The organism is Chryseobacterium salviniae (genome assembly GCF_035819015.1).
GTDB classification, from domain to species: domain Bacteria; phylum Bacteroidota; class Bacteroidia; order Flavobacteriales; family Weeksellaceae; genus Chryseobacterium; species Chryseobacterium salviniae.
Window position 1 is genome coordinate 76,776 of record NZ_JAYLAA010000001.1, and the last position, 16,579, is coordinate 93,354.

General features: G+C 36.5%; 17 protein-coding genes and 3 tRNA genes. 12 read left to right on the forward strand and 8 right to left on the reverse strand.

Annotated elements, in window-relative coordinates:
- The first annotated feature begins 74 nt into the window (after positions 1-74).
- Entirely contained in the window at positions 75-1,457 is a 1,383-nt protein-coding gene (gene glmM / locus SOP96_RS00360; protein WP_326319261.1) for a phosphoglucosamine mutase, read from the forward strand.
- Between the two features lie 123 nt (positions 1,458-1,580).
- On the forward strand, positions 1,581-2,969 hold the full coding sequence (locus SOP96_RS00365; RefSeq protein WP_326319262.1) for a tetratricopeptide repeat protein: 1,389 nt from the start codon (positions 1,581-1,583) through the stop codon (positions 2,967-2,969).
- 41 nt (positions 2,970-3,010) lie between these two features.
- On the opposite strand, the gene SOP96_RS00370 is transcribed toward SOP96_RS00365, so the two are convergent.
- Genes SOP96_RS00370 through SOP96_RS00380 form a run of 3 tightly spaced genes read right to left on the reverse strand, consistent with a single transcriptional unit; the run spans position 3,011 to position 4,978 of the window.
- Positions 3,011-3,901 (reverse strand): DMT family transporter, encoded by an 891-nt coding sequence (locus tag SOP96_RS00370; protein WP_326319263.1) that lies wholly within the window; start codon positions 3,899-3,901, stop codon positions 3,011-3,013.
- The gene (gene aat, locus SOP96_RS00375) at positions 3,888-4,541 is read right to left on the reverse strand and encodes a leucyl/phenylalanyl-tRNA--protein transferase (RefSeq protein ID WP_326319264.1); all 654 of its coding nucleotides are present in this window, start codon (positions 4,539-4,541) and stop codon (positions 3,888-3,890) included. The genes SOP96_RS00370 and aat overlap by 14 nt, the downstream gene beginning before the upstream one ends.
- 59 nt (positions 4,542-4,600) lie before the next feature.
- Positions 4,601-4,978 (reverse strand): DUF3127 domain-containing protein, encoded by a 378-nt coding sequence (locus SOP96_RS00380; RefSeq protein WP_089859187.1) that lies wholly within the window; start codon positions 4,976-4,978, stop codon positions 4,601-4,603.
- Between the two features lie 180 nt (positions 4,979-5,158).
- Here SOP96_RS00380 and SOP96_RS00385 point away from each other — a divergent pair.
- The 3 genes from SOP96_RS00385 (at position 5,159) to SOP96_RS00395 (ending at position 5,411) form a co-directional block, all read left to right on the forward strand.
- Positions 5,159-5,240, forward strand: a tRNA-Leu gene (locus SOP96_RS00385).
- A 6-nt stretch (positions 5,241-5,246) separates the two neighbouring features.
- Positions 5,247-5,322, forward strand: a tRNA-Gly gene (locus SOP96_RS00390).
- Positions 5,323-5,327: 5 nt separating this feature from the next.
- A tRNA-Leu gene (locus SOP96_RS00395) sits at positions 5,328-5,411 on the forward strand.
- Between the two features lie 264 nt (positions 5,412-5,675).
- Here SOP96_RS00395 and SOP96_RS00400 read toward each other — a convergent pair.
- From SOP96_RS00400 to SOP96_RS00420, 5 genes are read right to left on the reverse strand one after another with little or no spacing between them, the layout of a single operon-like run.
- The gene (locus SOP96_RS00400; protein WP_326319265.1) at positions 5,676-6,608 is read right to left on the reverse strand and encodes a bestrophin family protein; all 933 of its coding nucleotides are present in this window, start codon (positions 6,606-6,608) and stop codon (positions 5,676-5,678) included.
- Positions 6,609-6,640: 32 nt separating this feature from the next.
- A complete protein-coding gene (locus SOP96_RS00405; RefSeq protein WP_326319266.1) occupies positions 6,641-7,411 on the reverse strand; it encodes a DUF481 domain-containing protein in 771 nt (256 codons plus the stop codon).
- A gap of 33 nt (positions 7,412-7,444) precedes the next feature.
- Positions 7,445-8,335: an MBL fold metallo-hydrolase gene (locus tag SOP96_RS00410; RefSeq protein WP_326319267.1), complete on the reverse strand. Its 891-nt coding sequence runs from the start codon at positions 8,333-8,335 to the stop codon at positions 7,445-7,447.
- Positions 8,336-8,390: 55 nt separating this feature from the next.
- Positions 8,391-9,899, reverse strand: a complete 1,509-nt coding sequence (locus SOP96_RS00415; protein ID WP_326319268.1) for an alpha/beta fold hydrolase — start codon at positions 9,897-9,899, stop codon at positions 8,391-8,393.
- 19 nt (positions 9,900-9,918) lie between these two features.
- Entirely contained in the window at positions 9,919-10,683 is a 765-nt protein-coding gene (locus tag SOP96_RS00420) for a type 1 glutamine amidotransferase domain-containing protein (protein ID WP_326319269.1), read from the reverse strand.
- Between the two features lie 131 nt (positions 10,684-10,814).
- On the opposite strand from SOP96_RS00420, the gene SOP96_RS00425 reads away from it, so the two are divergent.
- The 7 genes from SOP96_RS00425 to SOP96_RS00455 all read left to right on the forward strand — a co-directional run bounded on the left by SOP96_RS00425 (position 10,815) and on the right by SOP96_RS00455 (position 16,367).
- Positions 10,815-11,033: a ribonuclease H family protein gene (locus SOP96_RS00425; RefSeq protein ID WP_326319270.1), complete on the forward strand. Its 219-nt coding sequence runs from the start codon at positions 10,815-10,817 to the stop codon at positions 11,031-11,033.
- Positions 11,034-11,241: 208 nt separating this feature from the next.
- Positions 11,242-13,422, forward strand: a complete 2,181-nt coding sequence (locus SOP96_RS00430) for an ATP-dependent helicase (protein ID WP_326319271.1) — start codon at positions 11,242-11,244, stop codon at positions 13,420-13,422.
- A 185-nt stretch (positions 13,423-13,607) separates the two neighbouring features.
- On the forward strand, positions 13,608-14,177 hold the full coding sequence (locus tag SOP96_RS00435) for a Crp/Fnr family transcriptional regulator (protein ID WP_326319272.1): 570 nt from the start codon (positions 13,608-13,610) through the stop codon (positions 14,175-14,177).
- Between the two features lie 77 nt (positions 14,178-14,254).
- Positions 14,255-14,608: a YciI family protein gene (locus SOP96_RS00440; RefSeq protein ID WP_326319273.1), complete on the forward strand. Its 354-nt coding sequence runs from the start codon at positions 14,255-14,257 to the stop codon at positions 14,606-14,608.
- Between the two features lie 11 nt (positions 14,609-14,619).
- Entirely contained in the window at positions 14,620-14,787 is a 168-nt protein-coding gene (locus tag SOP96_RS00445; RefSeq protein ID WP_326319274.1) for a hypothetical protein, read from the forward strand.
- Entirely contained in the window at positions 14,763-15,035 is a 273-nt protein-coding gene (locus SOP96_RS00450; protein ID WP_326319275.1) for a hypothetical protein, read from the forward strand. The genes SOP96_RS00445 and SOP96_RS00450 overlap by 25 nt, the downstream gene beginning before the upstream one ends.
- A 270-nt stretch (positions 15,036-15,305) precedes the next feature.
- The gene (locus tag SOP96_RS00455; RefSeq protein ID WP_326319276.1) at positions 15,306-16,367 is read left to right on the forward strand and encodes a PKD domain-containing protein; all 1,062 of its coding nucleotides are present in this window, start codon (positions 15,306-15,308) and stop codon (positions 16,365-16,367) included.
- Positions 16,368-16,579 lie beyond the last annotated feature (212 nt).

The window sequence follows — 16,579 nt, forward strand, 5'->3', positions numbered from 1 at the left end:
AGATATCAAAAAAGTTCAGCGGAAATTAGAGGGAGATGAAAAGAAGATTCTAAAACAAACTAAGAAAAAATAAAATGTCACTAATAAAAAGTATTTCAGGAATCCGAGGGACCATCGGAGGAAAAGTAAACGATAACCTTACGCCACTTGATGTGGTAAAATTTGCTTCCGCATTCGGAACCTGGCTCCAGAATAACAGCAATAAAAAAGACCTTACCCTCGTTATTGGTAGAGATGCAAGGATTTCCGGGCAGATGGTTTCTTCTCTCGTAACTGCTACGTTACAGGGATTGGGAATAAATGTGATTGATCTGGGATTATCTACCACGCCAACCGTGGAAATAATGGTTCCTGAACTGAAAGCTGACGGAGGAATTATCCTGACCGCTTCCCACAACCCAAAACAGTGGAATGCCCTGAAATTACTGAACAGCAAAGGTGAATTCATCAGCGGCGAAAACGGAGCCGAAGTTTTAGCGCTTGCAGAAAGCGAAGATTTCAACTATGCCGAAGTAGATGATTTAGGAAAATATGAGACCAGAGACGATGCTTTTGATATTCATATTCAGCAGATTCTGGATTTGGCGATGGTAGATTTGGAAGCGATTAAAGCTAAAAAGTTCAAAGTTGTTCTTGATGCAGTAAATTCAACAGGGGGAATTGCCATTCCGATGCTGTTGGATAAGCTGGGTTGTGAAACAATAAAATTATACTGTGAACCAACCGGCCATTTCCCGCATAATCCTGAACCTTTGAAAGAACATTTAGGAGACATTTGCGAGCTGGTAAAAAAAGAAGGTGCAGATTTCGGAGTCGTTGTTGATCCGGATGTAGACCGATTAGCTCTAATTGATGAGAAAGGAGAAATGTTCGGAGAAGAATATACCCTGGTTGCTGTTGCAGATTATTTATTGAAAAATAAAAACGGAACCGCTATTTCCAACCTCTCATCAAGCCGTGCTTTAAGAGACGTTGCGCAAAGCCACAACTCAGAATATTTTGCCAGTGCAGTAGGAGAAGTAAATGTGGTTACTTTAATGAAAGAGAAAAATGCAGTGATCGGAGGTGAAGGAAACGGAGGAATTATCTACCCTGATCTTCATTACGGAAGAGATTCTTTAGTGGGAGTTGCTTTGTTTTTAACGCATCTTGCCAAAGAAAACAAAACGGTTTCTGAACTGAGAGCAGGTTATCCAAGCTATTTCATGGGTAAAAAGAAAATAGAGCTTACCCCGGAAATTAATGTGGATGATATTTTAACCAAAATGGAAAAAGAATATCAAAATGAAGAGGTCTCCACAATAGACGGAGTAAAAATAGATTTTGAAAACAACTGGGTTCATCTAAGAAAATCAAATACGGAACCTATTATCAGAATTTATACAGAGGCTAAATCGCAGGAGGAAGCCGACCGGTTAGGTGATGAAATGATAGCTAAAATCAATAGCCTGATTTAATAAAAGTTAACAACCCTTTCATCATTTTAATCGTATTTATTATTAAATTTAAAACTAAGATTTTCAGAAGCGAGTATTAGTATATCTCATATCTCTGGTCTTAAATCTTAAAACTGTTTTATATTGGAAGAATATTTTGGAAATGAACTTGTAAAAAAGTTCGAGGAAATGATGGAAAATAATGATGAATTCTACTTCGATACAGAAGAGCTTGAAGACATTATTGTTTATTACCTGGAGCTGGGAGACTTTAATTACGCAGATACTGCAGTTAATTACGGGCTCAAGCTTCACCCCAATTCCTTAGACATCAAGATCAAAAAGCTTGAAATTCTTTTGGAATGGGAAGACTATAATACGGCTAAAGAGCTGATCGATGAGCTGAAAGGTTCTTCTATGGAAAACACAGACTTTCTGGTCTGCTACGCAAAGTATTATTCGAATTTAGGGAATCCAAGAAAATCCATTGATATCTGTAAAAAAGCACTGGAGCTGAGAGAAGAAGAAAACTTCCTTCACAACTTTATTGCAGATGAATATGTAAATCTCGGAGATCCTTTTAACGCCCTTAAACATTACAGAAAAGCCCTTAAAGAAGATCCTACCGATGATTACGCGCTGGAAAACTGTATGATTTGCTTTTCCGACCTGAATAAGAGTGATGAGGCTATTGCCTTCCTGAATGAATATCTCGATGAATATGCCTATTCGGAAATTGCCTGGTTTGAATACGGACAATTCTATTTCAACAGAAAAAATTTCGAAGAAGCCATAAAAGGCTACGATTATTTACTGGCCATCAACTCGAGCTCTGTAGGAGTGTATGCCAATAAAGCAGCCTGTTACGAAGCGTTAGGAGATTATAAAAAAGCAATATCCGTTTATGAAGAAATGCTTGAATTGGAGTATACCAAAGCATTTACCTTTTATAAAATCGGACTTTGCTACAAAGCTTTAAGACAGCCAATTGTTGCTTTAAATGCTTTCCAGAAATCATTACGGGAAGATCCGCAGTTTTATCTGGCAATGATGGAGCAATCCTACATTTATGAAGAAATGGGTGGTATGACCGAAGCTTTACATTTTGCAAAAGAAGCGACTCACCTCAATGAAAATAATCTTGACTATCAAAAAAGACTTGCATTTTTATTCATTGATGCCGGAAAATTTGAAGAAAGCCTTACCTGCCTGAAAAAGCTCGTTGATGCAGAACCATCAAGATTTTACAATTGGTATGCCTATTCTGAAGTGCTGATGCTGCTCGGTGAATATGAAGAAGCTATTCTCGTTTTAAATAAGGCTGTAAAAACACATCACAGAGCAGAACTGTATTATCAGCTCAGCAATTGCTATTTCAACCTGAAAAACCACGAAAAAGGCAAAGAAGTACTGCTCCAGGCTCTGGAGCTTGATCCTTCGCTGGTTTCAGATATGCAGAAAAAATATCCTTTCATTAAAGATGAGGTGAAAAAAGCAAAAGCCCGAGTGAAAAAGAAAAATTCCGAAGGTTAGGATAATCAACTTACATAAATAATCCCGCAAAACAGCGGGATTTATTTGTTTATAGCATTAGGCTTACTCCTTAGAAAGATAAGTCCGGCAATAATAACTCCGGCTCCGGCAAATTGCAGCATAGTAAGTTTTTCACCATCAAGAATACCCCAGACAATGGCAACAATAGGCATTAAGAGAGTAACCGTTGAAGCAAATAAGGGAGAAGAAACTTTCAGAAGACGGTAATTCATCATCATCGCCAGTCCGGTTCCGAAAATCGACAGTAAACTCACAAACATCAGTCCGGTAAGGTGATCCTTATCAAAGCTGAAGGTTAAAAAAAATCCGGTAAAAAAGAGGGCAATCACGGAAGGCAGCAACAAAACGAACGTAAAAACAAAAGCAGATAAAACCGTAGAAGAAATATCCATTAATTTTGATTTTACGGTGGTTGTGCTTATTGCATAACACAAAGTGGCCAGCAAGAGCAGTACGATAGGAATGAGCTTGAAAGTTCCGCTTTCCGCATCGCCTCCGAAAGCCAGGATACAAACACCGGTAAAGCTTATTAAAGTTCCCGTAATCTGTCGCTGCGTTGTACCAAACTTCCATATCAGTGCGCCGACTATTATTACAAAAATCGGCATCATCGAATTTACAATTCCGGCAATGCTGCTGCTTACTTCCGTTTCGGCAATAGGAAACAGAAACATTGGGATGAAATTTCCTGTAAAAGCGGCCAGCAAAAGCCATTTCAGATGCTTTCTGGGAAAGAGCTTGTATTTTGAGATGGCAATCGGCATCAGGATGATTCCGGCAATTAATACTCTCAGGGCACCCACCTGATAAGGATTGAAATGTTCCAGGGATTTTTTAATTAAAATAAAAGAAGATCCCCAAATCATGCTCAGGAGAATCAGAAGAATCCATTTTTCTCTATCGGTATTCATTGTTTTTATGTAAAATTTTCAGAAATTCCCGTTTGGGAATCATTCTCGCACCAAGACTTTCCAGGTGATCGGTGTGGGACTGGCAGTCGATGAGTTCCAGCTTGTCTTTATATCTTTGGGCAAAATGGATAAACCCTGCTTTTGAAGCATTGCTAACCTTGGAAAACATACTTTCTCCACAAAAAACATTTCCGATCTGAAGGCCGTAAAAGCCACCCACCAGCTCTTCATTTTGCCACACTTCTACGCTCTTTGCCAGCCCATAATCATGAAGTTTGATGAAAGACGCCATCAGTTCATCCGAAAGCCAGGTTCCCGATTGTCCTTTACGGCCGATATCCCGGCAGCTTTTAATGACCTTTCTGAAATTTGTATTTTCAGTGAAGGTAAAGACGTTCCGGGCCAGTATTTTCTTCATAGATTTTGAGACTTTAATTTCCTCCGGAAAAAGCACAAATCTGGGATCGGGACACCACCAGAGAATTTCTTCCCCCGGATTAAACCACGGAAAAATGCCCAGCTGATAAGCAAACCATATTCTTTCTAACGAGAGGTCTCCGCCAAAAGCAACAATTCCTTCATGACCGTCGTACAGCTCAGGATCAGGAAAGGAAATCTCATTTTCGTCTAGTCGAATCATTTTTGGGAAAAAAAATCCCACTTATGAAAGCAGGATTTGTATTTCAATCGTATTTTTAATTAGAAAGGCAAATCATCATCATCGTCACCGGCGAAAGGATTTTCATTGGAAACTGAAGATGCAGATTGCGAAGGTGCGGCCTGTGTAGGTTCTGACGCATTATCGGAAATTTTCTCAATTCTCCATCCTGTAATAGAATTGAAGTATTTTGTTTCGCCTTGCGGAGAAACCCATTCTCTTCCTCTGATGTTGATTCCTACTTTTACATTTTCACCTTCTTTAAGGTTATCCAATAAACTGATCTTATCAGACAAAAATTCTATGTTTATCGGCTGTGGATACTGCTCCTGGGTTAAAATAACCATTTCTCTTTTTTGGAAACCGCTCGCAAAAGTCTGAGCATCAAAAAGTTTCTTTACCGTTCCTTGTAATTCCATATCATATTAATTAACGATGTAAAAGTAATAAAATGAAATGTAATAAAGGGGGTCGTACATAAAAAATCTAAAAATTTTAATTTTTTCTGATGAAAATTTTGGAGGTAAAAGAATTTATTCTATCTTTGCACCACTGAAAACGAGAGAAGATCATTAAAAATCAGTAAAACAAAAAAACACGCGGATGTGGTGTAATTGGTAGCCACGCCAGACTTAGGATCTGGTGCCGAGAGGCGTGGGGGTTCGAGTCCCTTCATCCGCACAGTTTGCGAAAATAGCTCAGCTGGTAGAGCACAACCTTGCCAAGGTTGGGGTCGCGGGTTCGAATCCCGTTTTTCGCTCCACGCCTGCCCTGGTGGTGGAACTGGTAGACACGCAGGACTTAAAATCCTGTGTCCGTAAGGACGTACGGGTTCAAGTCCCGTCTGGGGTACTAGCTGAAAGACTCAGCATACAGCTCTCTTTTTTAAGAGGGCTTTTTTTATGCCTAAAAACAATGGGCAACATAGGGATAATAACTTTCGGTTCTAAATAATAACACTATCCTATATTCGCTTTGCTTCACTGCATTTTCGATAGTTGCAAATCTATCATCGCCTATTTAATTTGCCAATTTTGAATTCTTATCACTCAAAGGAAATTTGCACCGATTAAAACCGTATAATCTGCTTAATCCACTGCTGAGCTAATGCATATTTTAAAATAAATAACCGTTTTTTGCTTCCATTTTTTCTGGCATTGGCTCGCCCAACATTTCTTTCAAATCTCTTTCAATGGTGTTACAAAGTGCCGTCATGGGTATATCAGACATTTGATTTTCAAAAGGATTTTCGTTGATTTCGCCTACTCTGTTCATTACGGAAAACACAAAACTAATAATAAAACTTACCGGGATTACCATAAATCCGATATTCATTTTGGTAAAATCGCCGATTAAACAAATGGGCAACACAAAAATAAAAACATACAAAAACAACTTCGTGAAATATTGATAATTCATAGGCAAAGGTGTGTTCTTGATGCGTTCACAAGCGCCTTGCCAATTGCTGAATGTTGCCAGATTGGGTTCCATACTGATATTATCAAAAGCACCCAACATTTCTTTTTGCATGGCTTCTTTTATGCGGATACCTTGTGTATTCAACAAAATATTGGGGCGATTTTGTTTTTGCCTGAGTTCGTTAAACTCGCTTTCAGATAAAAGGTGCTGAAATTCTTGTAAACTTTCTTGCTTTCTTAAATGCAATCGCAGACTGTGTGCAAAAGCAATTTGCCTGTCTATCATTTCCTTTTTATAAAAACCGGCATCTTGTTGGCTTACTTTTCCAATCGTTACCGCATTATCTACATTGGCAATTAATTGTCTTGCAAAAATCCGACTGTTATTGATAATACCTCCCCAAATGGTTCTCGCTTCCCACCAACGGGCATAGCTGCTTTGGTTTCTAAACGCAATAAAAATAGCCAAAGCCGAACCTAAAATTCCGGCGATGGAAAAGGGTAATGTTAAATCAATTATTTTAAAATGGTGTAAAACAAAAACAGTTATAGCCACCAAAAGCGTAGTAAGGGTTTCAAAACGAATGTTCCAAAACACTTTTCGCAAATCAAAATTTCTTTTTGTTATCATATTTTTTTATGGATTTCTATTTATGATTTACTTTACTTTTTTAATTGGTATGAAACTCCGAATGTGAGTATTTTATCGGTTTGTTTAATCTTTTCCGCCACCACTTGTTCATGAGCGTAAACATATTGTGTGCTTAAGTTCAAGCCTTTCCAAACCGGTACTTCTAAGCCAATTTCCGCCTGCACTCTGTTATTGGGTACATTTTCAAAAGCCGGTTGCCAATAAGCGTTGTAAAAAATCCGCAATTTGTTTTTGGCAATTTTATGAATCCCCGAAAGATAGGCCGTTCCACGCCACAAGGCAATTTCATTGCTTCCATTGTAGGCAGTTTCATTAAATTTATCTGTGGTAAAACTTGTTTTTTCGTTTACCAAAGATGCCGATAATTTAACCATATGATTTTCGGTACGAACTGCTTGATAAGTAGCACCCACACCACCAAAGAGGCGGTAATCTATTTTTCTTCGGAAATTGGTTTGTGCATAAAATATGGCAAAGGGATAGATTTTTTTCTGAGGCTTGTAATACAAATAATTTCGGCTGTAGATATCATTATCGGCTTTTTTATTTCCCAATTCCTGATACAGACTACTGTTTTGACTTTTAAAAACCCAATCTTTGTTTCCGTTTGCCACAAAATCAAGCCTTCCACGCAATACGAGAATATTTACATTTCCTTCCTGCCAAGATCCGGTTGCTGAAGCCCGCATTTGGAATTTCAGCGTATCACTTTCATTGAGCTGGGCAAAAGATTTGCCCATGCCCAACAAAAAAAACATAACTATTGTATATTTCTTTGCCATAAATATGACATTCAAATATATTTAATGATTAACTTATTTCTTGAACAATTCTGTCGCACCAAAGTCAATTAAAATGGCTGCACCATAATTGGGGAATGCTTTTACCATTTCTGCTTTGTACGTTATTGCATCCATATTGGGTTGAGATGCAATTTCAATGGCTTTTTTCAGATAAGCCCTATTCTCATCCAAAACATTACTTTTACCGGCATAGCCGTGACCAGGAAAAATTGTTTTATTTTTTACCATTTTTTTAATTCCATCCAATGTCTTTTGCCAAGCGGCTAAATGATTATTACCCGGAAATAAATGTACTTGGTTATAAATTAAATCTCCCGCAAAAAAAGCATTGGCAGCAGGTATTTCAATGATAGCAGCAATGTCACTCTCGTGGTCTTTATATTTTTTGATAACAAACTTCACTCCATTGATTTTCATGGTGCCTTCTTTTAATTCATGCTGCGGAATTACCACTTCAGGTGCAGCATCTTTTTCTCCAAAGTTTTTCAGGAATACCTGTCTGAAACTTTCTCCATTGCTTTTAATCAAATCAATATTTTCTGCAAGTGCAAACATGGGATAGTCTTTGTAGGCATAATTGCCCAAAATATGGTCGGGGTGTGCGTGCGTGAAAATGACTTTTGCTACTGGCTTATTCAAGGATTTGGCATAAGCAAGAACTTCTTTTGTGAATGTATAAGTGAGTTGTGCGTCTATAATAACAAGACTGTCTTTTAACTCAACTATATGGCTGCTTACTTGTACCAATTGCGGATTTACATACGTATGTATTTTGATAGGTCCAAACTTAACAATTTTTACGTTGGTATTTGCATCCGCCACTTTATTGAAATAGCTGTTCTGTGCATTTACCTGTAAAACAAAGGCTAACATTAATGCTACTGAAAAGATGAATTTTTTCATTTTACTTTTTTTTAAACACTGCATTACAAAAAATGCAATGCAGGTGTGTATTTATTTATTTTATTGAAGTCAAAAGATTCAAAAATTCCTGAGGCTTCACCACGAACGGCAAATGCGAAGTTTCCATTTCAAAAACTTTTTTCACAGTGCCATTGTCTTTAATCATCTTTTGTTGCAATGCAAAAGGAACAGCATTATCATTTTTGGTACTGATGTAATATTTGGGTACTTTATTGAAGTTTACTCCTAATTTTACTACATCATTAAAGCCTTGTACGGGTTCCGCTCTATGATATTTTACCAAAACATCTTTCATGAAATCCGGGCAATCGGCACAAACCACTTGTGGAATGGCTTCTTTCTTAATACTTAACAATGAATACTCTTGATTAAATTTAAAAAAATCGGGTGTTTTGCCTTGTGTTACTGTGTTTACAATGCTATTGAGGCTTTCGCCATTTTTGGGAAGAAAAGCAGAAACATACACGAGTTTATCAATCTTGTTAGGTAAATTTTCAGCCACCTGTGAAATTACCATTCCACCCATAGAATGTCCCACCAAAATAACTTTTCCATTAATTTTATTAATGGCATCGCTCACTGTTTTCACATAGTTCTTCAACCCAATACCCACTCCATAAGTATTATCCGCACCGTGAGCCGGAAGATTAACGACCACTACATTGGCGTTTTTAGCCAAATCATTTCTTACAAAACCCCAAGCACTTTCATCAGCCCAAGCGCCATGTACCAGCACATAAGTTGGATATCTTTTCTTATCATCTTCCAAAGCCTGCAACACCAATTCTGCAGCTTTTGCACCTGAATTTTGCTGTTGTCCGGTAATTAAGTTTCCATCACGAACTGCATAGGCTTCAAACATATGAGCCACTTCAAATTTTGAATTAGGCATTTTTCTTGCCTCATCTTCAATACGAAACGGCTGGATTTTTTTGCCCACATAAGCATCAGCATAATTTTCCTCGCTGTTGGCAAAGCCTGTCCATTTTTTGCCTGCCACCAAATATTTTCCGTTAGACAATTTGGTATCCAGCAATATGCTTGTGCCGTGACAAATGGCTGCCGCTGGTTTTCCGGTTTGATAAAAATCTGAAAAGAATTTTAAAATTTCCGGATTTTTATACATGGTGTACATGGGTCCTTGTCCGCCACATACGAAGATGGCTTTGTAATCGTTCGGATTAACAGATGAAAGTTTCAAAGTATTTTTGGTTAAAGCCATTTTATTAGGGTCTTTCTTAAAACCTAAAGAGATATAATCGAAAGCCGCATATTTACTTTCATCTTCGGGGTCACTGAAACCATCGAATATTATTTCGCCCCCATTCAAACTCGCAATATCAACCGTATAACCCGCTTCATTAAAAACCCAATACGGATGGGTTAATTCTGCATACCAAACACCAATGGGCCAACCGGTAGTTTTTGAAACCGAAGGATTACTGGCAATCATTAAAATTTTTCCGTTATTGCCTGCATTGTGCTGGGCGAACGCCTGCATCGACATCAAAACGACTAAAAGAAAGAAAACTAATTTTTTCATTTCGTCAAAAGTTTTAAGATTATTTGTTTAACGCTTTTACAACTAATTCCGCAGCTGCACCACCGCTATTTTGCTGTTGACCTGTAATTAAGTTACCATCCTGAATAGCAAAAGCACTAAACGGAGCAGCCACTTTGAACATAGTTCCCTCCATTTTTCGGGCTTCTTGTTCAATTCTATAAGGTTGAATTTTCATCCCTACGGCTTTGTCTGCAAATTCTTCCTCGGCATCCGCAAAACCTGTCCAGGTTTTCCCAGCAACCAACAATTCACCGTTCGATTTTTTAGCTTCTAAAAGCAAAGTGGTGGAGTGACATACTGCCGCACTTATTTTACCGGCTTCATAAAACGAGACAAATAATTTTTCCAGATCTTTATTCCCTCTAAAGGTGTACATCGGACCCTGACCACCTACCAGAAAAATAGCGTCGTAATTTTGTACATCAGCCTCGGTAAGTTTTTTGGTGTTTTCCAACATTTTGTTGAACCAATCTTGTTGCATATAGCCCAGCGAAATCACGTCGTGAGCTGAATAACCGCTTTCATCCGCTGGATTCGAGTAGGCATCCATTTCTATTTTCCCACCTTCGGTAGAAAACAATTCTACTTCGTAGCCGGCTTCCTGAAAAACACGAAGAGGATGTGTGAGTTCCGCTGCCCAAAAACCAATGGGCCACCCGGTTTGCTGGCTGACTGTTGGTGAGCTTGCCACCATTACTATTTTACCTTTACTTTCAGCTCCGTGAAAGTGTACATAGCTGTTTACTTCTTTTACTTGTTCCATTTTATAAGATTTTATTAAACCATTTTTTATGACACAAAATAAATTATTAAAATTATATTTGTAATGTGTACAACCTAAAAGTGTGATACATACATTTAGGTAAGTAATAGTAAAATAAATAGTTACAGACAATGCCAGATTTCAAATACAACGGAAAAATTTACTACAATCCAGTACAATTAGTAATGGAGCAAATAGAATTTATAGGAAAAGTATTATTTAAGTCTAGACCTTTTGAAGATGGCACAAATAACATAGTTGAATTTCTAGCAATAGTTCATGCATTAGCTTATTGCAAGCAGGAAAAACATAAAACTTCCCAATTTATTCAGACAGCAGAAATGCAATAGGTTGGGTTAGAGACAAAGAAGCAACAACTAATCATGATAAGAGTAATAAAAATGTTAAGTTGTTTGAGTTAATTGATAGAGCAATTAAATGGCTCAATGAAAACACTTACGAAAATGAAATTCTAAAATGGGAAACCAAATCATGGGTGAATATCCTGTTGATTTGGAAGTAAATAATTAAGATATTTGAAATATAAAGACCGATATTTTGGAAAATAGTGTTAAAACCAATTTAAGCGCATTAAATGACAGACAACATGAAGCTGTTGTAAGTGAAGACAAACGCCTTTTAGTTTTAGCTGGTGCTGGTTCTGGAAAGACAAAAACCCTTTTACAAAAGCTAATTTATCTCATAGAAGAAAAAGGCGTTAGTCCTTCCAGCATTTTGGCAATCACATTCACTAAAAATGCGACAAATGAAATGATTGACCGTTTAATCATTTCAGCAGACAATACTGGGGATTACGAAAAACTGTTGTTTGACAAGAGAATAAGTAAAGCAGAGAAAGACAGAGAAAGATACCTTCAACAAAAAAAATATAAATGGATTGACGGCTTAACAGTAAAGACATTCCATTCGTTTTGTTACAGCATTTTAAGAAATTATGGAGTTAACGAGTTTGATAACAAATTCAGAATAATTGGAGACGAGAAAAAAGATGAAGAAGATGAACTTTCAAAACACGTTGCTCCTGAGACAGTATTTGAGGTAATTCATAAACTCTTAATTGAGCAATGTGAGGTCACTAACTACTTACTTCAACTAAAACGATATATCCTCGATTACATAATTGATAAGATCCACTTAAAAAAGGCAGACCCAAAATTTCTTCCAAAGGATGGAAAATACTTTACAACGCTTGATGGAACAAAAGTTCGTTCAAAATCTGAACAATTCATTGCAGATTGGTTTTACAGACACAGCATAAAGTATGAGTATGAACCCCTTTTGAATGTAAAGGACTTTTCATTTCACCCCGACTTTTATATTCCAGACGCAAATCTTTACATTGAACATATCAGCGACAAAAGTTTCTCAACAAAAGACAAAGAAGAACAATTTCAAAAAGGCAATTTACTTCTCGTAAAGACTTTTGACAGCATGACTAAGGACTCTGCTCTCTTTAATCATTCACTTGACAAAATTGTAAAAAACAGATTACCTTCCAACTATCACAAGACGGTAACTCTCAACTTCAAAGAAGAATTTCACGGGTATCAAGAAAACGTGAAAGATTTCGTTCAACAAATCATACGAATTACCGACATGATTAAAGTTGAAAATATTGATGTTAACGTAGTATTGGAAAATGCTCGAAAAGACCAACATGAAAGAGTTCGACACTTTTATGAACTTGCAATCCCAATCGTTAAAAAATATATTCACTATTGCACAGACAAATCTTACCTTGATTTCAACGATTTGATTTTAAGAAGCACCTCACTTTTTCAAAATCACGAAGACATTGCAACCAAGTACAAGAATAAATATGAATACATTCTTGTTGACGAATTTCAAGACGTAAACAATTTACAAGTTGAGTTAATAAAGTTATTACTAACTGACAAAACACAGTTGTTTTGTGTGGGGGATGACTGGCAGAGCATTTATGGTTTCAGGGGTTCTAATGTTAGTTACATTGTTGAATTTGAAAATCACTTCACAAACGCAAGGACAATCAAATTAAACCTAAACTATCGCAGCACACAAAATATAGTTGGGGCGAGTAATGAGGTAATTAAGAACAATAAATTTAAAGTTGACAAAGACGTTCAAGCGTCTAAGAAATCTGAACATAAAATTGTCGTTTACTCAGGCAACAGAGAAGAAGAAAACATACAATTCTGTCTTGACAGGGTAAGAGAATTACTCGAAGACGGAATTAGCAATGATGAAATTTTATTCCTTTACAGAAGGAGTAAAATGTATTCACCCTATTTCTACAGATTTAAAAGCGAAGGAATACGAGTTCAAGGAAAAACAATTCATGCTTCAAAAGGACTTGAAGCGAAAGTTGTATTTATCATTGGACTTACAGAAGGGAATGGCGGTTTTCCCGACATTTGGCTTGAGGACAGGATTTTTCAAGTAATCAAAAAGGCTAACCATGACTTACTGATGGAAGAAGAAAGAAGATTGTTTTATGTAGCTATTACAAGGGCCAAAGACAAACTCTTCCTAATTACCGAAAAGGGGAATGAATCAAGTTTTTTAAAAGAAATTCCTGAAGCATTCACTGTTAGGACGACTTTACCAATAAAAGCAGTTGTTGACAAAGTAATCACTTGTGACAGTTGTTTTAGTCAACTTGAAAAACTATGGGTTGTTTGCCCTTACTGCGGACAAAAAGTAAAAGAGAATAGAGATGAAAACAACACAGACAGATAGAAGCCCTGCCAGTAACAAGCGTTTGGCTCAATGGTGGGTGACGTGGTTAATTGAACATTCTACCTCGCATCAACTTTTTGGTGTGTTGACAATTTAATGCTCCGAAATCCGCCTCTGCGCCAATCGCCCAACCATTATGTGCCATTTTAGAACGACACCCTGCAAAACTTAAAAGACGCAATGAGATGATAGAAATTTTACAACAACATTTGCTTGATCGACTTGGCAACGACATTGACAATTTAGACTTTGTTCTTAGTTACTTCAAACCATTAAAAATTGACAGAAATACTTTTTTGGTTCAGGAAGGACAGATCTGCCAACAAGTTTATTTTATTGCAAAAGGTTGCTTACAAGTTTTTGTTTACGACAACGAAATGAACGAAACAACAAGAGACATTGTAACAGAAGGTACTTGGTGTTCAGAATTGTTAAGTTTTGGAAGTGGCAAGCCAGCACAAGAAAACATAAGGACAGTTGAGGGCTGCGAACTTTTGGCAATTGATAAACAAAGTTTTCAAAAACTGATGGAAACCGTACCACAGTTTGATAAAGTATATAAGCAAATTTTGGAAATTTCTTATGCCAATTCAGTTTACCGAATAAACACTTTTGTTGCCTTATCTGCATTGGATAGAATAAAATGGGTAATGGAATTTAGACCCAAACTAATGACAAGGGTTTCCAGCAAACTAATTGCTTCTTATTTGGGCATTAACAAAGATGTTTTCAGTCGCTTAAAAGCCAAACTTTAAATTGTAGACTTTTGTCATCGTTAAATGAATATGTGATTTGCATTTTTGCATCATTATTCATTTAAAATTTTACAACAATGACAGAGTATCTTTTATTATTCCGAAATGCAAGTGCAGAAAACGGATATTTGACAACATCACAAGATATGGCTGAAGATATGCCCAAGTGGCAATCCTGGATTGGCAATATCGCAATGCAAGGCAAACTGGTGCATACCGCACCAATACGTTATGACGCAACAATTGTAACCAGCAATGATGTTACTGCTGGACCACACAAGGAAACTAATAGTGTTTTAGTTTCAGGGTTTTTAATAGGCAAATCCGACAGTTTGGAAGAAGTTCAAGAATGGAGTAAAACCTGCCCTATACTTAAATATCCTAACAGTTCAGTTGAAATCAGACCACTCATACCATTTCCAACAAACTAACATTTCCAACAATGGACAAAATTTTAAACTTAGGAAAGTATATTTTCCCGCTTTCGTTTTGCTTTACGCAGGCTTACATCTTGGTAAACCAGAAGTTGGGGCATCATTTGTGCCAGACTACATTCCATTTCCATCCTTTTGGAACTACTTCACATTGGTTTGCATTTTACTTTTCATAGTAAGTGCATTAATTGGTAAATATGACAAGTTAGCCTATTCTCTGATGGCATTGTATGTAATCTTAATGGCAGTTTTGGTTCATTTGCCAAGGGCAATGGGACACGAGTTAGGAACAGAAAATATGACTTCCGACCTAATGAGAGAAAAAGAATTAGAAATGGTAAACTTTTTCCGGAACATAATGGTTACGGGAGCATTATTGGCTTTTGCAAAATTTGTAGCCAAAGACAAAAGAGTAATCGGTTAACAAGCACAACATTAAATTTTTTCAAGTCGGGACAATTATATTCCGACTTTTTGAAATTTTGGTATGATGTCTATAAAACAAAATGCTTTCGTCTTTGAAATTATTGAACTATATGATGTTTTATGATTTGCTTCACGAAGTTTTTATAAAGAAAGGCTTGTTAAATCATAACTTTGAAAACGATATCTGAAATCATCTTTCGCATACATTAAAAAATTTGTGTAAAACCAAAAACATAAATACATTTGTAACCAGCACAAAAGATGTAAAATGAAAAAAAGAACCACTTTCCTTCCGAATATTGATCCTAGAATTTATCTAAGCTTTGGATTCATCTTTATAATCTCCCTTATTTTTTTGCTGTATCAATATCTCCGGCATGTAGATTGCGAAAACGCCAACTTTTATATTCATGCAGATGAATATATCGTCAATAAGGTAGTTGAGTTCAATGATAATACCCCCGGAGCAAATTCGTGGGAATGGGATTTTGGCGATAATACACCGCCAGACCGAAGACAACGTACGCTTCATTATTACAAAAAACCGGGAGAATATATTGTAAAATTAAAAATTAATGGCAACTGCGTGCACGAGAAATTGGTTACCATTACCAGCATCAGTCAGCAAAATGGTTATCTTCCGATTATCATGGCTCCGGATGTGGCAACTGTTGGCGATCCCGTTTATTTCAATGCTGAAAAAGAAGGCGGGGAATCATGGGAATGGAGCTTTGGAGAAACCGGATCAACAGATGCCCTGGAAAAATCGCCTGTTTATCGTTTCAAAACAACAGGGGATAAAAAGATTACCCTTATCGTTAATGGAGATGTAGAACATACTGCAGTAAAAACAGTATATGTTGCACCTAAGGCAATTCGTGCCAAACAAAAAATAGACATCAAATCCTACGAATTTGAAAAACCTCACTCCGCATTTTCTCTGCCTCCCGGAGAATCCCAGAAAGATCCTCTTGTAGATATGCTGCAATATATACCCGTTTCTCCGAAAACAAAACAACGAAAAGATTCAATTATCATTGCAAAGAAGGCTCCTGAAATTTCCAATGAGCAGTTCCGGATTATGCTGGGGCAAGTTGCTGCGCAATCTAAAACCAAAGACGATTTTAAAGAATACCTCTGCGAAAAATACGATATTCCCGTAGTAATTAATGATAAAAAACTAATGCCATTTGAACAATTTTGCCAGGAAATAAACGGAAAAAAAATTAAAATTACCGCTTTGAGGATTAATAAAGACACTAAAAATTGTATTCAGAACATTAACATTCATTACAAAGTGAAAAAATGGATGATTTGGATAGAAGAATAATCTTTAAAAAATTAAAAAATAATATCCCTGTACCAGGTTTTTATAATAAAAAGCAATAATAAATATTATTGCCGGAAAAGCAATATAATTTTAAATACATTCAAAAAAAACATTAAATAATTAAATATTGATAATTATTAAATTTCTTTATTATTGTTAAATAGATAATTAATTTACCTTTTTTTATCTTAAAAATTAATATTTATTCATAT

Bases quoted from the DNA above. Each gene is read 5' to 3' on its own strand.
- glmM (WP_326319261.1), top strand. From the start codon at position 75: ATGTCACTAATAAAAAGTATTTCAGGAATCCGAGGGACCATCGGAGGA.
- SOP96_RS00370 (WP_326319263.1), bottom strand. From the start codon at position 3,901: ATGAATACCGATAGAGAAAAATGGATTCTTCTGATTCTCCTGAGCATG.
- aat (WP_326319264.1), bottom strand. From the start codon at position 4,541: ATGATTCGACTAGACGAAAATGAGATTTCCTTTCCTGATCCTGAGCTG.
- SOP96_RS00380 (WP_089859187.1), bottom strand. From the start codon at position 4,978: ATGGAATTACAAGGAACGGTAAAGAAACTTTTTGATGCTCAGACTTTT.
- SOP96_RS00400 (WP_326319265.1), bottom strand. From the start codon at position 6,608: ATGATAACAAAAAGAAATTTTGATTTGCGAAAAGTGTTTTGGAACATT.
- SOP96_RS00405 (WP_326319266.1), bottom strand. From the start codon at position 7,411: ATGGCAAAGAAATATACAATAGTTATGTTTTTTTTGTTGGGCATGGGC.
- SOP96_RS00410 (WP_326319267.1), bottom strand. From the start codon at position 8,335: ATGAAAAAATTCATCTTTTCAGTAGCATTAATGTTAGCCTTTGTTTTA.
- SOP96_RS00415 (WP_326319268.1), bottom strand. From the start codon at position 9,899: ATGAAAAAATTAGTTTTCTTTCTTTTAGTCGTTTTGATGTCGATGCAG.
- SOP96_RS00420 (WP_326319269.1), bottom strand. From the start codon at position 10,683: ATGGAACAAGTAAAAGAAGTAAACAGCTATGTACACTTTCACGGAGCT.
- SOP96_RS00425 (WP_326319270.1), top strand. From the start codon at position 10,815: ATGCCAGATTTCAAATACAACGGAAAAATTTACTACAATCCAGTACAA.
- SOP96_RS00435 (WP_326319272.1), top strand. From the start codon at position 13,608: ATGATAGAAATTTTACAACAACATTTGCTTGATCGACTTGGCAACGAC.
- SOP96_RS00440 (WP_326319273.1), top strand. From the start codon at position 14,255: ATGACAGAGTATCTTTTATTATTCCGAAATGCAAGTGCAGAAAACGGA.
- SOP96_RS00445 (WP_326319274.1), top strand. From the start codon at position 14,620: ATGGACAAAATTTTAAACTTAGGAAAGTATATTTTCCCGCTTTCGTTT.
- SOP96_RS00455 (WP_326319276.1), top strand. From the start codon at position 15,306: ATGAAAAAAAGAACCACTTTCCTTCCGAATATTGATCCTAGAATTTAT.